This window comes from Streptomyces sp. PSU-S4-23, from assembly GCF_055632315.1.
Genome location: NZ_JBVMUU010000002.1, coordinates 879,824 through 896,479 on the forward strand (window position 1 = coordinate 879,824; position 16,656 = coordinate 896,479).

General features: G+C 72.2%; 17 protein-coding genes. 13 read left to right on the forward strand and 4 right to left on the reverse strand.

The window, feature by feature from the left end; translation table 11 throughout:
- Nucleotides 1-27: 27 nt before the first annotated feature.
- A complete protein-coding gene (locus tag ACZ79I_RS04770; RefSeq protein WP_471494362.1) occupies nt 28-600 on the reverse strand; it encodes a helix-turn-helix domain-containing protein in 573 nt (190 codons plus the stop codon).
- 77 nt (nt 601-677) lie between these two features.
- Between ACZ79I_RS04770 and ACZ79I_RS04775 the strand changes: the two genes are divergently transcribed.
- Genes ACZ79I_RS04775 through ACZ79I_RS04795 form a run of 5 tightly spaced genes read left to right on the forward strand, consistent with a single transcriptional unit; the run spans nt 678 to nt 5,322 of the window.
- On the forward strand, nt 678-1,613 hold the full coding sequence (locus ACZ79I_RS04775) for an NAD(P)/FAD-dependent oxidoreductase (protein WP_471494364.1): 936 nt from the start codon (nt 678-680) through the stop codon (nt 1,611-1,613).
- A 29-nt stretch (nt 1,614-1,642) separates the two neighbouring features.
- On the forward strand, nt 1,643-3,181 hold the full coding sequence (locus ACZ79I_RS04780) for an ATP-dependent DNA ligase (protein WP_471494365.1): 1,539 nt from the start codon (nt 1,643-1,645) through the stop codon (nt 3,179-3,181).
- Entirely contained in the window at nt 3,178-3,699 is a 522-nt protein-coding gene (locus ACZ79I_RS04785; protein WP_471494367.1) for an NUDIX hydrolase, read from the forward strand. The genes ACZ79I_RS04780 and ACZ79I_RS04785 overlap by 4 nt, the downstream gene beginning before the upstream one ends.
- Complete coding sequence (locus tag ACZ79I_RS04790; protein WP_471494369.1) at nt 3,681-5,066, forward strand: NADP-dependent succinic semialdehyde dehydrogenase; 1,386 nt, start codon at nt 3,681-3,683, stop codon at nt 5,064-5,066. Before ACZ79I_RS04785 ends, ACZ79I_RS04790 begins: the two co-directional genes overlap by 19 nt.
- 25 nt (nt 5,067-5,091) lie before the next feature.
- Nucleotides 5,092-5,322, forward strand: coding sequence for a DUF6213 family protein (locus tag ACZ79I_RS04795; protein ID WP_381083793.1), 231 nt, complete (start codon nt 5,092-5,094; stop codon nt 5,320-5,322).
- A gap of 48 nt (nt 5,323-5,370) precedes the next feature.
- Here the strand turns inward: ACZ79I_RS04795 and ACZ79I_RS04800 are convergent, their stop codons facing one another.
- Nucleotides 5,371-6,042 (reverse strand): transcriptional regulator, encoded by a 672-nt coding sequence (locus ACZ79I_RS04800; RefSeq protein WP_471494371.1) that lies wholly within the window; start codon nt 6,040-6,042, stop codon nt 5,371-5,373.
- A gap of 159 nt (nt 6,043-6,201) precedes the next feature.
- On the opposite strand from ACZ79I_RS04800, the gene ACZ79I_RS04805 reads away from it, so the two are divergent.
- Both ACZ79I_RS04805 and ACZ79I_RS04810 read left to right on the forward strand, forming a co-directional pair.
- Complete coding sequence (locus tag ACZ79I_RS04805) at nt 6,202-7,305, forward strand: type III polyketide synthase (protein ID WP_471494373.1); 1,104 nt, start codon at nt 6,202-6,204, stop codon at nt 7,303-7,305.
- A 66-nt stretch (nt 7,306-7,371) separates the two neighbouring features.
- The gene (locus tag ACZ79I_RS04810; protein WP_471494375.1) at nt 7,372-7,911 is read left to right on the forward strand and encodes a cupin domain-containing protein; all 540 of its coding nucleotides are present in this window, start codon (nt 7,372-7,374) and stop codon (nt 7,909-7,911) included.
- A 12-nt stretch (nt 7,912-7,923) separates the two neighbouring features.
- On the opposite strand, the gene ACZ79I_RS04815 is transcribed toward ACZ79I_RS04810, so the two are convergent.
- A complete protein-coding gene (locus ACZ79I_RS04815) occupies nt 7,924-9,150 on the reverse strand; it encodes an acyl-CoA dehydrogenase family protein (protein WP_471494377.1) in 1,227 nt (408 codons plus the stop codon).
- Nucleotides 9,151-9,337: 187 nt separating this feature from the next.
- Between ACZ79I_RS04815 and ACZ79I_RS04820 the strand changes: the two genes are divergently transcribed.
- A complete protein-coding gene (locus ACZ79I_RS04820; protein WP_471494378.1) occupies nt 9,338-9,982 on the forward strand; it encodes a TetR/AcrR family transcriptional regulator in 645 nt (214 codons plus the stop codon).
- Between the two features lie 7 nt (nt 9,983-9,989).
- On the opposite strand, the gene def is transcribed toward ACZ79I_RS04820, so the two are convergent.
- Complete coding sequence (gene def / locus ACZ79I_RS04825; protein WP_471494379.1) at nt 9,990-10,529, reverse strand: peptide deformylase; 540 nt, start codon at nt 10,527-10,529, stop codon at nt 9,990-9,992.
- A 142-nt stretch (nt 10,530-10,671) separates the two neighbouring features.
- Here def and ACZ79I_RS04830 point away from each other — a divergent pair, with 142 nt between their 5' ends.
- The 5 genes from ACZ79I_RS04830 (at nt 10,672) to ACZ79I_RS04850 (ending at nt 16,646) form a co-directional block, all read left to right on the forward strand.
- The gene (locus ACZ79I_RS04830) at nt 10,672-11,910 is read left to right on the forward strand and encodes a MurT ligase domain-containing protein (protein ID WP_471494381.1); all 1,239 of its coding nucleotides are present in this window, start codon (nt 10,672-10,674) and stop codon (nt 11,908-11,910) included.
- Nucleotides 11,911-11,929: 19 nt separating this feature from the next.
- Nucleotides 11,930-12,658, forward strand: coding sequence for a type 1 glutamine amidotransferase (locus tag ACZ79I_RS04835; protein WP_381083777.1), 729 nt, complete (start codon nt 11,930-11,932; stop codon nt 12,656-12,658).
- Nucleotides 12,659-12,923: 265 nt separating this feature from the next.
- Nucleotides 12,924-13,949, forward strand: coding sequence for a 6-phosphofructokinase (locus tag ACZ79I_RS04840; protein ID WP_381083775.1), 1,026 nt, complete (start codon nt 12,924-12,926; stop codon nt 13,947-13,949).
- 144 nt (nt 13,950-14,093) lie between these two features.
- Nucleotides 14,094-15,044, forward strand: coding sequence for a cytochrome c oxidase assembly protein (locus tag ACZ79I_RS04845; protein ID WP_471494383.1), 951 nt, complete (start codon nt 14,094-14,096; stop codon nt 15,042-15,044).
- A 126-nt stretch (nt 15,045-15,170) separates the two neighbouring features.
- A complete protein-coding gene (locus ACZ79I_RS04850; protein ID WP_471494384.1) occupies nt 15,171-16,646 on the forward strand; it encodes a DUF6777 domain-containing protein in 1,476 nt (491 codons plus the stop codon).
- Nucleotides 16,647-16,656: the final 10 nt, after the last annotated feature.

The following is a 16,656-nucleotide window of genomic DNA, read 5'->3' on the forward strand; positions in this document are numbered from 1 at the left end:
TTGTCGATCAGGGAACAGTCGTGTGCGTCACGCGCGGGCGGGCCGCGCGCGGACGTGCATCCGCTCGCCCTGCGGGCCGAACAGGCTGAGGAACTCCGCGGGCCCCTCCCCCGTCGAGCCGAACCAGTGCGGTACCCGGGTGTCGAACTCTGCCGCCTCTCCCGCCGCCAGCACCACGTCGTGCTCCCCGAGCACGAGCCGCAGCCGCCCGGACAGCACATACAGCCACTCGTAGCCCTCGTGCGTCCGCGGGTCCGGTTCGAGCTTCCGCTGCGGTTCGAGGACCTTGAACGCCTGGAGGCCGCCCGGTTGCCGGGTGAGCGGCCAGTACGTACGGCCGTGGCGCACGATCGGCCGGGCGCGTACCCGGGGATCCCCCACCGGCGGGGCGCCGACCAGCTCGTCCAGCGCCACCTTGTGGGCCCGAGCGATCGGCAGCAGCAGCTCCAGGCTCGGCTTGCGCAGCCCCGACTCCAGGCGCGAGAGGGTGCTGACGGAGATGCCGGTCGCCTCGGACAGTCCCGCGAGGGTCACCTCGCGCTCCTTGCGGATCTGCCGCAGCCTCGGGCCCACACCCGCCAGAACCTCGTCGGTACTCATGGATCAATTGCAGTTCCGGCAACCTTGTTTGTCAATCCGGCAGCGGTCGGGCGACGGTCTGCGTGGAGGTGGTCACCATGACCGAGACATACGAAGTGGCCGTCGTCGGAGGCGGCGCGGCCGGCCTGTCCGCGGCCCTGGTCCTCGGACGGGCGCGGCGGCGCACGCTCGTCGTCGACGCGGGCGAACCGCGCAACGCGCCCGCCGCGCACCTGCACGGCTATCTGTCGCGCGACGGCATGCCGCCCGCCGGGTTCCTCGCCGCCGGCCGCGAGGAGGTCGCGCGCTACGGCGTGGCGCTCGTCCGGGACCGGGCGGTGGACGCCGTGCGGGACGGGGACGGGGAGTTCGGTGTGACGCTCGCCGGTGGACGCAGCGTGCACGCCCGGCGGCTCCTGATCGCCACGGGTCTGCGGGACGAGCTGCCGGCCGTCCCCGGAGTCGCCGAACGCTTCGGACGCGATGTGCTGCACTGCCCGTACTGCCACGGCTGGGAGGTGCGCGACCGGGCCTTCGGGGTGCTCGCCTCGACGCCGATGAGCGTGCACCAGGCGCTGATGGTGTCCCAGTGGTCCAGGGATGTGACCCTGTTCCTGCACACGGTCGCCGAGGACGAGCTCTCGGACGAGGATCTGCGCAGGCTCGCCGCCGCCGGGGTCGCCGTGGTGCCCGGCGAGGTGACCGGGCTGACGGTCGACGGGGACCGCCTCACCGGGGTGCGGCTCGCGGACGGCACGGCACACGAGCGCGCCGTGCTGTTCGTCGCGCCCCGCGCCGTCCCGCGCACCGGGCTGCTGGAGCGGCTGGGCGCCGAGCTGCGCGAGACGCCGTTCGGTGCGTATGCCGTGGTGGACGAGACGGGTCTGACGACCGTGCCGGGTGTGTGGGCGGCGGGCAACGCCATCGGGTTCGCGGAGCAGGTGGTGAACGCGGCGAGCCGTGGATACCGGGCGGGCGCCGCGATCAACGGGGAGCTGCTGATGACCGATCTGGACGCCGCCTCGGGGGTGTGAGGCGGCCGCCGCCGTTGCACCATGGCTGCATGCTGCTGAGCCGGCTCGCCCGTGTGTCCCGCGAGGTCGCCGCCGCGTCGGCGCGGTCCCGGAAGATCGCGCTGCTCGGCGGGTTGTTCCGGGACGCCGACGCGGAGGACGCACCGATCGTCATCCCGTATCTGGCCGGGCGGCTTCCCCAGGGGCGGCTCGGCGTCGGGTGGAAGATCCTCGGCCAGGGGGTCCCGCCCGCCGCCGAGCCGACGCTCACCGTGCGCGACGTGGACGCCCGGCTGACCCGGATCGGTGCCGTCACCGGCGCCGGCTCGCAGGCCGAACGCAGGCGGCTGGTGGGCGAGTTGCTCGCGGCGGCCACCGACGAGGAGCAGCGGTTCCTGGTCGCGCTGCTCACCGGCGAGGTGCGGCAGGGCGCGCTCGACGCCCTGGCCGTCGAGGGGCTGGCCGAGGCGACGGGGGCGGCCCCGGCCGACGTGCGGCGGGCCGTCATGCTCGCCGGGTCGCTGCAGACCGTCGCCCGGGCCGTGCTGGCGGACGGCCCCGGGGCCCTGGACGCCTTCCGGCTCACGGTCGGCCGGCCCGTCCTGCCGATGCTCGCGCACACCGCGTCCTCGGTGGCGGAGGCCGTCGGGAAGCTGGGCGCGTGCGCCGTCGAGGAGAAGCTCGACGGCATCCGCGTCCAGGTCCACCGCGACGGCGACGTCGTACGGGTGCACACCCGTACCCTCGACGACATCACCGGCCGGCTGCCCGAACTGACCTCCGCGGCCCTCCGGCTGGCGGGTGAGCGGTTCATCCTGGACGGCGAGGTCATCGCCCTGGACGAGGGCGGGCGGCCGCGCTCCTTCCAGGAGACCTCGGGGCGGGTGGGCTCCCGGCTGGACGTGGCGACGGCCGCCGCGGCCGTTCCCGTCTCCCCGGTCTTCTTCGACGCGCTGGCCGTGGACGGCCGGGACCTGCTGGACCTGCCGTTCGCGGACCGCCACGCCGAGCTGGCCCGGCTCGTGCCGGAACCGATGCGGGTGCGGCGCGCACTCGTGAACGGACCCGGGGACCTGGCCGCCGCGGAGGCGTTCCTCGCCGAGACCCTGCGGCGCGGCCACGAGGGCGTGGTGGTCAAGGCGCTCGACTCCCCGTACAGCGCGGGCCGGCGCGGTGCCTCCTGGCTCAAGGTCAAGCCCGTGCACACGCTCGACCTGGTGGTGCTGGCCGCCGAATGGGGCCACGGCCGCCGCACCGGCAAGCTCTCCAATCTGCACCTCGGCGCGCGCAACCCGGACGGCTCCTTCACGATGCTCGGCAAGACGTTCAAGGGGATGACGGACGCGATGCTCACCTGGCAGACCGGGCGGCTGAAGGAGCTCGCCGTCGAGGACGACGGCTGGGTGGTGACCGTACGGCCCGAACTCGTGGCCGAGATCGCCTACGACGGACTGCAGAGGTCCTCCCGGTACCCGGCCGGCGTCACCCTGCGGTTCGCCCGGGTGGTGCGCTACCGCGAGGACAAGCGCCCGGAGGAGGCCGACACCGTGGAGTCGCTGCTGGCCGCGCACCCCGGGGTGGCGCCGTGAGCGCCCGGGGACGGCGCAGCGCGGGCATCCTGCTGTTCCGGCGCACGGACCACGGCCCGGAGGTCCTGCTCGGCCATATGGGCGGCCCGTTCTTCGCCCGCCGTGACGCCGGCGCGTGGACCGTGCCCAAGGGGGAGTACGAGGACGGCGAGCGGCCCTGGGACGCCGCCCGCCGGGAGTTCCAGGAGGAACTGGGGCTGCCCCCGCCCGAGGGGGAGGCCGTCCCGCTCGGCGAGGTGCGGCAGGCCGGCGGCAAGACCGTCACGGCCTGGGCGGTCGAGGCCGATCTCGACCCGGCGGCGGTCGAGCCGGGCACCTTCACCATGGAGTGGCCGCCGAGGTCGGGACGCGTCCGGGAGTTCCCCGAGCTGGACCGTGTGGAGTGGGTCGGCCTGGAGCGGGCCCGGGACATGATCGTGAAGGCGCAGTCGGCGTTTCTCGACCGGCTTCTGGAGCACTCGGAAGGCCGGGACCCAGCCCGTCACCCAGGAGGTCCGTCATGGCCATCGCGACCGTGAACCCGGCGACCGGCGAGACGCTCAAGACGTACGACGCCCTGGACGCGGAGGCGATCGAGCGCAGGCTCGCCGCCGCCGAGACCGCGTTCCGCACCCATCGCACGACCTCGTTCGCCGAGCGGGCGCGGCTCATGCACCGGGCGGCCGGCCTGCTCGACGAGGACCAGCGGGACATCGCCCGGCTGATGACCACCGAGATGGGCAAGCCCGTCAAGCAGGCCCGCGCGGAGGCGGCGAAGTGCGCCAAGGCGATGCGCTGGTACGCCGATCACGCCGAGGAGCTGCTCGCCGACGAGGAACCCGCCGACTCCGATGTGAAGGACTCGGGCGCCTCGCGGGTGATCGTGCGCTACCGGCCGCTGGGCCCGGTGCTCGCCGTGATGCCGTGGAACTTCCCGCTGTGGCAGGTGGTCCGGTTCGCCGCGCCCGCGTTGATGGCGGGCAACGTGGGGCTGCTCAAGCACGCCTCGAACGTCCCGGGCACCGCCCTCTACCTGGAGGACCTCTTCCGCCGGGCGGGCTTCCCCGAGGGCTGCTTCCAGACCCTGCTCATCGGCTCCGGCGCGGTCGAGAAGGTGCTGCGCGACGCGCGGATCAGGGCCGCCACCCTCACCGGCAGCGAACCGGCGGGCCGGGCCGTCGCGTCCGTCGCCGGCGACGAGATCAAGAAGACGGTCCTGGAGCTGGGCGGCAGTGATCCCTTCGTCGTCATGCCGTCCGCGGACCTGGACCGGGCCGCCCGGGTCGCGGTGACGGCCCGCGTGCAGAACAACGGCCAGTCCTGCATCGCCGCCAAGCGGTTCATCGTGCACACGGACGTGTTCGACGCCTTCGCCGAGCGGTTCACGGCCGGCATGACGGCGCTGACGGTGGGCGACCCCCTGGACGAGGAGACCGACATCGGGCCGCTGTCCAGCGAGGAGGGCCGCGCCGGCCTGGAGGAACTCGTCGACGAAGCGGTCGAGAGCGGCGCCACGGTGCTGTGCGGCGGCGAGCGTCCCGACCGGCCCGGCTGGTACTACCCGCCGACGGTCCTGGCCGACGTCACCCCCGAGATGCGCATCCACCGGGAGGAGGCGTTCGGCCCGGTCGCCACGCTGTACCGGGCCGCCGGCCCGGACGAGGCGGTGGAGATCGCGAACGACTCGCCCTTCGGACTGAGTTCGAACGTCTGGACGCGCGACGAGACCGAGGTCGACCGCTTCGTCCGGGATCTGGAGGCCGGCGGCGTGTACGTCAACGGGATGACGGCGTCCCATCCGGCGTTCCCCTTCGGCGGGGTCAAGCGGTCCGGTTACGGCCGCGAACTGTCGGGGCACGGGATCCGCGAGTTCTGCAACATCACCACCGTGTGGCACGGGGCGTGAGTGTTCCGCAGTTACGATCGCCCTTGTGAACCGCGAAGTGACCCTGCCTCTGATCGTCGACGACCGCGGTACGTTGCAGGTGGCGGCCGCCGACGTCAGCAAGCTGCTGCGCACGCTCGGCGGCCGGTGGCTGCGCCTGGTGGAGGCCGGTGAGGACGGGCTCGACGAGGACACGGTGGCGGCGCTCACCATCGAACTGGCGAAGCTCGCCGACCGGATCGACGTGGCCTGCATCGCGCACAGTTCGCGCTCGTAGCCGGGGGCGACCGCACCGCTCCCCCGCCGGCTTCGCCGGCCGGAACACTCAGCCCCGTGCGTCCAGTTCCCACAGGGCGTGCCAGAAGCGGGCCTCGAAACCCTGCAGCAGCCGGCCGTAGCGGTGGGCCAGGGTCTCGTCCAGGCGCCCGGTGTCCAGGCCCTCCTGGACCGCCGCCCGCGCCTTCTGCTCCAGCTCCGGGGACGGCTTGGCGAAGAAGTCGAAGAAGCCGCAGGCCGTCTCGTGGTAGCCGTAGTGGTGGCGCAGGGCCTGCGCGATCGTCGCGCAGTAGTGGCCCCAGGTCGCGAAGTTGGCGCTGAGGGCCAGCGCGACGTCGGCCGGTTCCCCGTTCAGGGCCAGCCAGGCGACGTACGCGGGGTAGGTCTGGCAGTCCACCGGCGGCTCATGGGCGGCCGCCCGCTCCTCGTCCGCTCCGCAGGCGGCGGCGTACGCGTCGAGCCGGTCGCGGGCGACGGCCTCGCCCTGCGCGAGCAGGGCGAAGAAGGCCGCGCACGCGGGCTGGTCCCGCGACCGCTCGGCCAGAAGCCGGAACGCCCGGCGGTCCGAGGCGATCACCCGGCGCTGCTCCAGGGCGAGGGCCGCGAGTGTGCCGGACCGGGCCGCGCCGCGGGCGATCAGCGGCAGCAGCCGGTTGGCATGCGGATCGGGGGCGAGTCTCGCCGCGGCCGTCTCCAGGAGGTCCCTGGCCGTCCGGGTCATCGGCACTTCCTTCCTCCACCCCGTCGTCATCACCGAGCGTACCCATGATCTCACGTTCCGCCATCGCCGGAGTGGAGTAGTCCACCGCGAGATCCCCGGGCCGCCGGGTGATCGTGGGGGAACAGCCCTCAGACGGGTGAACACCCCTTCCGCCGGGGGATGACGGCTCCCCCGCCAAGGCGAAAGAAGGCACGCTCCATGGCGACTCTGTGCCGACCCGCGGTTTCCGTGCCGGAACACGTGCTCACGATGGAGGACACGCTCGAACTGGCGCGCTCACGCCACCCGGACCACCCCCAGCTCCCGCTGGCCCTGCGCCTGATCGAGAACACCGGGGTCCGCACCCGGCACATCGTGCAGCCCATCGAGGAGACCCTGAGGCATCCCGGCTTCGAGGAGCGCAACAACCTCTACGAGGCCGAGGCCAAGGCCCGCGTCCCCCCGGTCGTCCAGCGGGCACTGGACGACGCCGAGCTGCTCACCACCGACATCGACATGATCATCTACGTGTCGTGCACCGGGTTCATGATGCCCTCGCTGACCGCGTGGCTGATCAACACGATGGGCTTCAAGACCGACACCCGGCAGGTGCCCATCGCCCAGCTGGGCTGCGCCGCGGGCGGCGCGGCCATCAACCGGGCCCACGACTTCTGCTCGGCCTACCCGGACGCCAACGCGCTCATCGTGGCCTGCGAGTTCTGCTCGCTGTGCTACCAGCCCACCGATCTCGGCGTCGGCTCGCTGCTGTCCAACGGCCTGTTCGGCGACGGTGTGGCGGCCGCGGTCGTCCGCGGCAGCGGCGGCACCGGCATCGGACTGGAACGCAACGGTTCGTACCTGATCCCCAAGACGGAGGAGTGGATCGCCTACGACGTCCGCGCCACCGGCTTCCACTTCCTCCTGGACAAGCGGGTGCCGACCACGATGGAACCGCTCGCCCCCGCCCTCCAGGAACTGGCGCGCCAGCACGGCTGGGACGCGTCCGACCTGGACTTCTACATCGTGCACGCGGGCGGCCCGCGGATCCTGGACGACCTGAGCACGTTCCTGCACGTGCCGTCGGAGGCCTTCCGCTTCAGCCGGGCCACGCTCACCGAGTACGGCAACATCGCGAGCGCCGTCGTCCTGGATGCGCTGCGCCGGTTCTTCGAGGCGGGCGGCGCCGAGCACAGCGCGCGCGGGCTGCTGGCCGGCTTCGGACCGGGCATCACCGCGGAGATGACGCTGGGGCGCTGGCATGCCTCCCCGAACGGGAAGAAGTGAGATGACGAGCGACGAGACGGCCGCACGGGCCGCGGCCACCGGCCCGCCGCCGGTGGTGAGCGACCGATGACGACCACGGAAGAGGGGGCGGCGACCGAGGGGCTGCTCGTGCCGCCGGGCCACGGACGCGTCGTGCGGACACCGGCCCAGCACGTGACGTTCAAGGTGACCGGCGCGCACTCGCGCGCGGCGTCCACGTTCGAGGTGGTGGTGCCGCCGGGCTTCGACGTCGGCGCGCATGTGCACACACGCAGCGAGGAGCTGTTCTACGTGCTCGAGGGTGAGCTGGACGTGCTCGCCTTCGAGCCGCGGGTGCGCACCCCCGACCACTGGCAGAGATGGGAGTCCCGGTCGGGCGGCCGGGTGGTACGGGCCACGCCGGGCACGGTCATCCTCGTACCGCCCGGCTGCCCGCACGCGTTCGCGAACCCGACTCGGACGCCCGCGAAGATGTTCTTCCAGGCGTCGCCCCCACCGGACCACGAGCGCTACTTCGAGGAGCTCCTTGAGATCCTCGCCGACGGGGGCCCGCCCGACCACTCGGCGATCGAGGAGCTGCGCAGACGGTACGACATCGAGCAGCTGACGCCCCTGAAGCACCGCTGAGCCCCCACGGCGCTACCTGATGGGCATCCCGGACAGCGTCCGCGCGATCACCAGCCGCTGGATCTCGCTCGTGCCCTCGAAGATGGTGTAGATGGCCGAGTCGCGGTGCATCCGCTCCACCGGGTACTCCCGCGTGTATCCGTTGCCCCCGAGGATCTGTATCGCCTGGGCCGTGACCTTCTTGGCCGTCTCGCTGGCGAACAGCTTCGACATGGAGCCCTCGGCCGCCGTGAACGGCTTGCCGTTGACCGCCATCCACGAGGCGCGCCACACCAGCAGCCGGGCCGCGTCGATCTGCGTCCGCATGTCCGCGAGCTGGAAGGCGACGCCCTGGTTGTCGATGATCGGCCGCCCGAACTGCTCGCGGGTCTTCGCGTAGTCCAGCGCCACCTCGTACGCCGCCCGGGCCGTGCCCACGGCCATCGCGCCCACGGCCGGCCGGGACGCCTCGAACGTGGCCATGGCCGCGTTCTTCACGCGCTCCCCGCCCGCCTTGGCCTTCTCCCTGGCCCGGGCCAGGCGCTCGTCCAGCTTCTCCTTGCCGCCGAGCAGACAGGAGCCGGGGACCCGGACGTCGTCGAGGATGACCTCGGCGGTGTGCGAGGCGCGGATGCCGTGCTTCTTGAACTTCTGCCCCTGGGCGAGGCCCGGCGTGCCGGGCGGGACGATGAAGGAGGCGTGCCCCTTGGAGCCCAGCTCGGGATCGACCACCGCGACGACGACATGGACGTTGGCGATGCCGCCGTTGGTCGCCCAGGTCTTGGTGCCGTTGATCACCCACTCGTCCTTGGCCTCGTCGTACACGGCGCGCGTGCGCATGGAGGCGACGTCGGAGCCCGCGTCGGGCTCGGAGGAGCAGAAGGCGGCCACCTTCACCTCGTTGGTGTCGCCGTACATCTGGGGGATCCAGGTGCCGATCTGCTCCTCGGTGCCGTTGGCGAGGACGCCCACGGCGGCGAGGCCGGTGCCCACGATCGACAGGGCGATGCCGGCGTCGCCCCAGAACAGCTCCTCCATGGCCATCGGGATGCCCAGACCGGTGGGGTCGAAGTACTGCTGCGCGTAGAAGTCGAGGGAGTAGATGCCGACCTTTGCGGCCTCCTGGATGACCGGCCAGGGAGTCTCCTCACGCTCGTCCCATTCGGCGGCCGCGGGGCGGATCACGTCGGCGGCGAACCCGTGCAGCCAGTCGCGGACCTCCTTCTGTTCGTCGTTGAGCTCCATGGTGAACTCGGCCATGTTCCCTCCAGCACTGCGCTAACCTGTTACTTGCGGTAACAAAAGTATGTTACTCGTGAGTAGGAAAGTCAACTCCCGAACCAGGGCGAAACCGCCTCCGTGAGAGGTCGGCCTCTCGTTCGATACAGACCTGCGTTTCAGTGTTAGTTTGCGCAGGCACGACAGAGCACGGGTGGGGAGAGAGACCATGGACACCACGCAGCGGGCCGATCAGCAGCGGTCCGCCGACCGCCGACGGCGCGAGCTGCTGGAGGCCGCCGACAGAGTGGTGCTGCGCGACGGCCCCGGGGCCTCGATGAACGCCATCGCGGCCGAGGCCGGCATCACCAAGCCGATCCTCTACCGCCACTTCGGCGACAAGGGCGGGCTGTACGCCGCGCTCGCCACGCGTCACACGGACGCACTGCTCGACTCGCTGCGGGCGGCACTGGACGCCCCCGCGGACCGGCGGGAGCGCGTCGCGTCCACGCTGGACACCTACCTCGCCGCAATCGAGGCACGGCCGCAGGTCTACCGCTTCCTCATGCATCCGGCGGAGGGCGGCTCGCAGAACGACCAGGGCTTCGACACGGGCCGGCACTCCATTCCGCTGCTGCGGCGCATGGGCGAGGAACTCGCCCAGGTCATCGAGGAGCGGCTGGACCTCGGACCGGACACCCACCAGCTCGCCCGGGTGTGGGGCCACGGCATCGTCGGCATGATGCATGCCGCCGGGGACTGGTGGCTGGGCGAACGGCCCTGCTCCCGCGCCGAGTTGGTGCGCAGCCTGGCCGATCTGCTGTGGGGGCGGCTGGCCGCGGCCGGGGACCGGGTCGGCGGGCCGGGGTTCTGAGCGGCTGCTACCGGTTCCAGGGCGCCCGGGACGCCTGCCGCATCACCCTGCGCCGGCGCCGGCCGCTGAGCCGGTCCACGTACAGGCCGCCCTCCAGGTGGTCGCACTCGTGCTGCAGGCACCGCGCGAACCAGCCGGTGCCCTCCACGCGGACCGGCTCCCCGTCCGCGGTGACGCCCTCGACGACCGCGCGGTCGTACCGCTCGGTGCCGGCCTCGAGGCCCGGCAGCGACAGACAGCCCTCCGGGCCCCGCAGCACCAGCCCGTCCGCCGCCACCAGGCGCGGATTGACCACGTGCCCCCGGTGGCGCACGTCCTCGTCATCCGGGCAGTCGTACACGAACACCCGCAGCGCCTCCCCGACCTGGTTGGCCGCAAGGCCCACGCCCCGCGCCGCGTACATCGTGGCGAACATGTCCTCGACGAGCCGGGCCAGTTCGGGGCCGAAGCCGGTGACCTCCGCGCACGGCGTGCGCAGCACGCGGTCACCGAGCAGGGTGACGGGCCTCACGCGCCCTCGGGCGCCCGGGATCGAGCGATGTCGCATGGCGGCAAGGGTACGGTCCTCAATGCCGCCCGGGCGCCGGGGCGGTGCCATGATTCGGGGGCGTGCACGGATCTCGATAGGCTGAGGGCCACACGTTGCCGGGACAGGGCGCGGCGCCGTACGCAAGGAGGATCGAGAACTGATGGCAGGCAACTCGGACCCGCTGACGCCGCGGGCCAAGCTGGCCGTGACCGCGGGCAAGGCGGTGGCTGCGGCATCGCGCGCCGCCGGGCGCGGCAGCGGTTCGGTGATCGGCGGCCGAGTGGCGCTCAAACTCGACCCCGACCTCCTCGCCCGGCTCGCCCAGAACCTGGACGTCGTCCTGGTCTCGGCGACCAACGGCAAGACCACGACCACCCGGCTGATCGCCGAGGCGCTGGGCGCCGCGGGCCCGGTCGTCTCCAACGCGCTGGGCGCCAACATGCCCGCCGGCATCACCTCGGCGCTGGCCGGCGGCTCGGACGCCAAGTTCGGCGTCATCGAGGTCGACGAGAAGTACCTCGCGGGAGTGGCCCGGGACACCGACCCGAAGTGCATCGCCCTGCTCAACCTCTCCCGTGACCAGCTCGACCGCGCGGCCGAGACCCGTATGCTCGCCGAGAACTGGCGCGAGGGCCTCGCCGGTTCGAAGGCCGTCGTCGTCGCCAACGCGGACGACCCGCTCGTCGTGTGGGCCGCCTCCTCCTCGCCCAACGTGGTCTGGGTCGCCGCCGGCCAGATGTGGAAGGACGACGCCTGGTCCTGCCCGTCCTGCGGCGGTGTGATGCAGCGCCCCGGCGACGACTGGTACTGCGCCGAGTGCGGCTTCCGCCGCCCGGCCCCCAGCTGGGCGCTGTCCGGCGACCACGTCCTGGACCCGCACGGCTCGGCCTGGCCGATCCACCTCCAGCTGCCGGGCCGCGCCAACAAGGCCAATGCCGCCACCTCGGCGGCCGTCGCCGCCGTCTTCGGCGTGCCCCCGCAGGTCGCGCTGGAGCGCATGTACCAGGTGCAGGCGGTGGCCGGGCGCTACGACATCGTCCAGTTCCAGGGCCGCGACCTGCGCCTGCTGCTCGCGAAGAACCCGGCCGGCTGGCTGGAGACGTTCTCCCTGATCGACCCGCCGCCGGCCCCGGTGATCCTCTCGGTGAACGCGCGCGGCGCGGACGGCACCGACACCTCCTGGCTGTGGGACGTCGACTACACCCGGCTGACCGGTCACCCGATCTTCGTCATCGGCGACCGGAAACTGGACCTCGCCGTGCGCCTGGAGGTCGCCAACCAGACGTTCCAGGTCTGCGAGAGCCTCGACCAGGCCGTGCAGCTCGCCCCGCAGGGCCGGATCGAGGTCATCGCGAACTACACCGCGTTCCAGGACCTGCGCCGCCGCGTCGGCAACTGACCGCTAAGGACGATCATCGATGAGTGACAACAGCCTGCGTCTGGTGTGGATCTACCCGGACCTGCTGAGCACGTACGGCGACCAGGGCAACGCGCTCGTCGTGGAGCGCCGGGCCCGGCAGCGCGGCCTCGACGTGACCCGCCTCGATGTGCGCAGCGACCAGCCGATCCCGACCTCCGGCGACATCTATCTGATCGGCGGCGGTGAGGACCGCCCGCAGCGGCTCGCGGCCGAGCGGCTGCGCCGCGACGGGCACCTGTACCGGGCCGTGGAGAACGGCGCGATCGTCTTCTCCGTCTGCGCCGGCTACCAGATCCTCGGCCACGAGTTCATCAACGACCTGGGGCAGCGGGAACCGGGCCTCGGCCTGCTCGACGTGGTCTCGGTGCGCGGCGAGGGCGAGCGGTGTGTCGGCGACGTCCTGGCGGACATCGACTCCCGCCTGGGCCTGCCCCAGCTGACCGGCTTCGAGAACCACCAGGGCGTCACGCACCTCGGCCCGACCGCGCGCCCGTTCGCACAGGTGCGGCTCGGCCGGGGCAACGGCACGGGCGACGGCACGGAGGGCGCGTACAACGACACGGTCTTCGGCACGTACATGCACGGTCCCGTGCTCGCGCGCAATCCGCAGATCGCCGATCTGCTGCTGAAGCTGGCACTCGACGTCAACGCGCTGCCGCCGGTCGACGACCGCTGGTACGAGGCGCTGCGCACCGAGCGCATCGCGGCCGCGCAGCAGCCCGCCTGAGCGCTCCGCAGGAAGCCCGGTGCATCAGCTGCGGGTGCCTCGTGGCTGGTCGCGCGGTTCCCCGCGCCCTGTCGGGGCACCGCCGAACCGCAGTTCCGCCCCGCGGCAACCAGCCCGTCTGACGGCACGTCCGCACAGCTGAGCGGGGGCGTCCAGCAGGCGGACGCACGGTGCGGACCGGCCCCCCGTCGCCGGTAGGGTGGCGGGGATCGAGCCGGACAACGTGGTCCGGTCCCCGGCCCACGTTGAGAAGGTATTACGGGCTATGCGCATTGGTGTCCTCACGTCCGGCGGCGACTGCCCCGGCCTGAACGCCGTCATCCGGTCCGTCGTGCACCGTGCCGTCGCCGACCACGGCGACGAGGTCATCGGCTTCCGGGACGGCTGGAAGGGCCTTCTGGAGTGCGACTACCTCAAGCTCGACCTCGACGCGGTGAGCGGCATCCTGGCTCGCGGCGGCACCATCCTCGGCTCCTCCCGGGTCCGTCCCGAGCATCTGAGGGACGGTGTGGAGCGGGCCAGGGGCCACGTCGCGGAACTGGGGCTCGACGCCATCATCCCGATCGGCGGTGAGGGCACGCTCAAGGCGGCCCGGCTGCTGTCCGCGGGCGGCCTGCCGATCGTCGGCGTGCCCAAGACCATCGACAACGACATCGCCGTCACCGATGTCACCTTCGGCTTCGACACGGCCGTGGGCGTGGCCACCGAGGCGCTGGACCGGCTCAAGACCACCGCCGAGTCCCACCAGCGGGTGCTGATCGTGGAGGTCATGGGCCGCCACACCGGCTGGATCGCGCTGCACTCCGGCATGGCGGCCGGCGCCCACGCCATCGTGGTGCCGGAACGCCCCTTCGACATCGAGGAGTTGGCGGCCCGGGTCGGCGAGCGGTTCTCCGCCGGCAAGCGGTTCGCGATCGTCGTGGCCGCCGAGGGCGCCAAGCCCAGGCCGGGCACCATGGACTTCGACGAGGGCGGCAAGGACGTCTACGGCCACGAGCGCTTCGCCGGCATCGCCCGCCAGCTCTCCCTGGAGCTGGAGCAGCGCCTCGGCAAGGAGGCCCGTCCGGTGATCCTCGGGCACGTCCAGCGCGGCGGCACACCGACGGCGTACGACCGCGTGCTCGCCACCCGCTTCGGCTGGCACGCCGTGGAGGCGGTGCACCGCGGCGAGTTCGGCCGGATGACGGCCCTGCGCGGCACGGACATCGTGATGGTGTCGCTGGCGGAGGCGGTGGAGACGCTGAAGACGGTGCCGGACGAGCGGTACGCCGAGGCGGAGTGCGTCCTGTAACAGGCCCCGCGTCCCGTCGAACACCGTTCGCGCGCCCCCGGCGCGCCGACGAGAAGTCCCGCCCCCGGTCGCAGCCGCGACCGGGGGCGGTTCTAGTCTGGTGCGGACACACAACGCACAACCCCACGAAACTGGAGCCGGCGGATGGACCACAGCGGGCACGGCATGACGATGGATCTTCCGCCGTTCACCCTGAGCCGCGGTCTGGAGTGGTCCGCGGACCCGTTCTTCCTCGTCGTCTGCCTGCTCGGGCTCGGGCTGTACGGGTGGGGTGTCGTCCGGCTCGTGCGGCGCGGGGACGCATGGCCCGTCGGCCGGACGGTGGCGTTCGTCACCGGCGTGCTGACGGTGCTGCTGGTCATGTGCACCGGGCTGAACGACTACGGCATGGTCATGTTCAGCGTGCACATGGTGCAGCACATGGTGATCAGCATGCTGTCGCCGATCCTCATCCTCCTCGGCGCCCCGGTCACCCTCGCGCTGCGCGCGATGCGGCCCGCGGCCCGCGGTCACAAGGGGCCGCGCGAACTGCTGCTGATGTTGCTGCACAGCCGCTACATGCGAGTGATCACCCACCCGGTGTTCACGATCCCCATGTTCATCGCGAGCCTGTACGGGCTGTACTTCACCCCGCTCTTCGACTTCCTGATGCAGTCGAAGACCGGGCACATCGCGATGATGGTGCACTTCCTCGTCACCGGACTGTCGTTCTTCTGGCCGATCATGGGCGTGGACCCGGGGCCGCACCGCCCCAGCCATCTGATGCGGATGCTGGAGCTGTTCGCGGGCATGCCCTTCCACGCGTTCTTCGGCATAGCGCTGATGATGGCCACCGCGCCCATGATCGGCACGTACATGGACCCGCCCGCCTCGCTCGGCATCGACGCCCTGTCGGACCAGACCGCGGCCGGCGGCATCGCCTGGGCGTTCAGCGAGGTCCCCTCCGTGCTGGTGCTGATCGCGCTGCTCTTCCAGTGGTACGGCTCGGAGCAGCGGCAGGCCAAGCGCAATGACCGGGCCGCGGAGCGCAACGGCGACAAGGAACTCCAGGCGTACAACGCCTATCTGGCCTCACTCAACGCACGGGGCCGCTGAGTCCTTTCGCACCGCTGAATTCTCTTTCATTTCAGGCCGCCTGAAATGCCGCCCCATTCGGTAACCTGATGCTCGACGCCCTGCCTCCGCTCGGCAGGGCGAAGGCAACCGCCGGGGGGAGCGGTCATGTCGTTCCGATCATTCCTGCACAGGGCCGGGAAATCGGCGGCCCGGAGGGCCGGATTCCTTCTGGCCGCCGCGGTCGTCCTCAGCGGCTGCGGCAAAGACGCACAGATGTTCGCCGTGCAGGCCGTCGCAGCCGGAGTTCCGTCGCTCGCTCCGTTCTTCGACGAGCGCACCGCCCTCGGCCGTGACGCCGCGGTCCGGACGCCACAGGCGCCCGGTGGCCTGCAGGCGGGCGACACGCCCGGCCTGTACGGAGGTTCGCGCAGGCCGACGGTCTGTGACGTGAAGCGGCTGAAGCAATTCCTCACCGACCCGGGAAACGAGAGCAAGGCAAAGGTCTGGGCGCAAGTCCTCAAAATCACCACGGAAAAGATCCCGGACTATCTCGACGGACTCACACCCGTTCTGCTGCGTCACGACACCCTCGTCCGGAACCACGACTACAAAAAGGGCCGTGCCGCCCCTTTCAACTCCGTACTCCAGGCCGGTATCGCGGTATTGGTCGACACACAGGGGCAACCCGCCGTGAAGTGTTCCTGCGGAAATCCACTGCGCCCCTTCAAGGGTGACACCACCCGTATTTCCGTCACGTTCGGGGACGGCAACAGGAAATGGGCCGGGTACCGGCGTGCCTCCGTGGTGGCGGTGACCCCCGCGCCGCGGCGGCTGACCCGGCTCGCACTCGTCGACGTCGACGACCCGGACCGGGGAATGAGCCGGCCCGTCGGCACGTCCGGCGGACACGACTCCCCCTTCGACACCCGGGTCCGGCACACGGTGCCCGACGTGACGGGCATGCGGTACGCGGAGGCCGCCCGGCTGCTCGCGGAGCGGGGCCTCGCGGTAACCGACGGCGGCGGGAGGACGCCGCCCGGCGGGGCCACGGTCACGGGCTCCGATCCCGCACCGGGCGCGGAGCTGGCGTTCGGGCGGTACGTGACGCTGACGGTGCAAGCCGGCACGACGGACGGGCCGGGCGGGAGCACCCGGGGCGGCGCGACCGGGAGCACCGGCGGCGAAGGGGCGTCCGGGACGCCCGGCACGACGCCCCCGGGGCCGTCCGACGACGGCACGGCCCCCTCGCCCCCGGCATCGAGCAGCTCGTCCGCGCCGCCGGCGAGCGGCGGGGGGACGCCGGGCGGTTCCTCCTCTCCCCCGAGCGGTACCGGCACGAGCACGCCCCCGCACGCCTCGGGCAGCGCTCCGCCGACCGGTCCACCGACGTCCACGAGCCGTCCACCCGATTCCCCGCCGGCCACGGCCGAACCCCCCGCGGGCAAACCGGCCACCAGCGGACCGACCACGGGCAAACCGGCCACGAGCCGGCCACCGGCCACCAGCCGGCCGCCGGTCACGCGTGACCCCGTCACGGGTCCGCCCACCTCCGGGGCGCCCCCTGCCGGCACGGCCTCACGTACCACGACGCCCTCGACCGCCACGAGCCAGACCGCCACGAGCCAGACCGCCAGGACCTAGACCGGACCGG

Excerpts from the sequence above, each read along its gene's own strand:
- ACZ79I_RS04770 (WP_471494362.1), bottom strand. The coding sequence starts at position 600 with ATGAGTACCGACGAGGTTCTGGCGGGTGTGGGCCCGAGGCTGCGGCAG.
- ACZ79I_RS04775 (WP_471494364.1), top strand. The coding sequence starts at position 678 with ATGACCGAGACATACGAAGTGGCCGTCGTCGGAGGCGGCGCGGCCGGC.
- ACZ79I_RS04780 (WP_471494365.1), top strand. The coding sequence starts at position 1,643 with ATGCTGCTGAGCCGGCTCGCCCGTGTGTCCCGCGAGGTCGCCGCCGCG.
- ACZ79I_RS04790 (WP_471494369.1), top strand. The coding sequence starts at position 3,681 with ATGGCCATCGCGACCGTGAACCCGGCGACCGGCGAGACGCTCAAGACG.
- ACZ79I_RS04800 (WP_471494371.1), bottom strand. The coding sequence starts at position 6,042 with ATGACCCGGACGGCCAGGGACCTCCTGGAGACGGCCGCGGCGAGACTC.
- ACZ79I_RS04805 (WP_471494373.1), top strand. The coding sequence starts at position 6,202 with ATGACGGCTCCCCCGCCAAGGCGAAAGAAGGCACGCTCCATGGCGACT.
- ACZ79I_RS04810 (WP_471494375.1), top strand. The coding sequence starts at position 7,372 with ATGACGACCACGGAAGAGGGGGCGGCGACCGAGGGGCTGCTCGTGCCG.
- ACZ79I_RS04815 (WP_471494377.1), bottom strand. The coding sequence starts at position 9,150 with ATGGCCGAGTTCACCATGGAGCTCAACGACGAACAGAAGGAGGTCCGC.
- ACZ79I_RS04820 (WP_471494378.1), top strand. The coding sequence starts at position 9,338 with ATGGACACCACGCAGCGGGCCGATCAGCAGCGGTCCGCCGACCGCCGA.
- def (WP_471494379.1), bottom strand. The coding sequence starts at position 10,529 with ATGCGACATCGCTCGATCCCGGGCGCCCGAGGGCGCGTGAGGCCCGTC.
- ACZ79I_RS04830 (WP_471494381.1), top strand. The coding sequence starts at position 10,672 with ATGGCAGGCAACTCGGACCCGCTGACGCCGCGGGCCAAGCTGGCCGTG.
- ACZ79I_RS04835 (WP_381083777.1), top strand. The coding sequence starts at position 11,930 with ATGAGTGACAACAGCCTGCGTCTGGTGTGGATCTACCCGGACCTGCTG.
- ACZ79I_RS04840 (WP_381083775.1), top strand. The coding sequence starts at position 12,924 with ATGCGCATTGGTGTCCTCACGTCCGGCGGCGACTGCCCCGGCCTGAAC.
- ACZ79I_RS04845 (WP_471494383.1), top strand. The coding sequence starts at position 14,094 with ATGGACCACAGCGGGCACGGCATGACGATGGATCTTCCGCCGTTCACC.
- ACZ79I_RS04850 (WP_471494384.1), top strand. The coding sequence starts at position 15,171 with ATGTCGTTCCGATCATTCCTGCACAGGGCCGGGAAATCGGCGGCCCGG.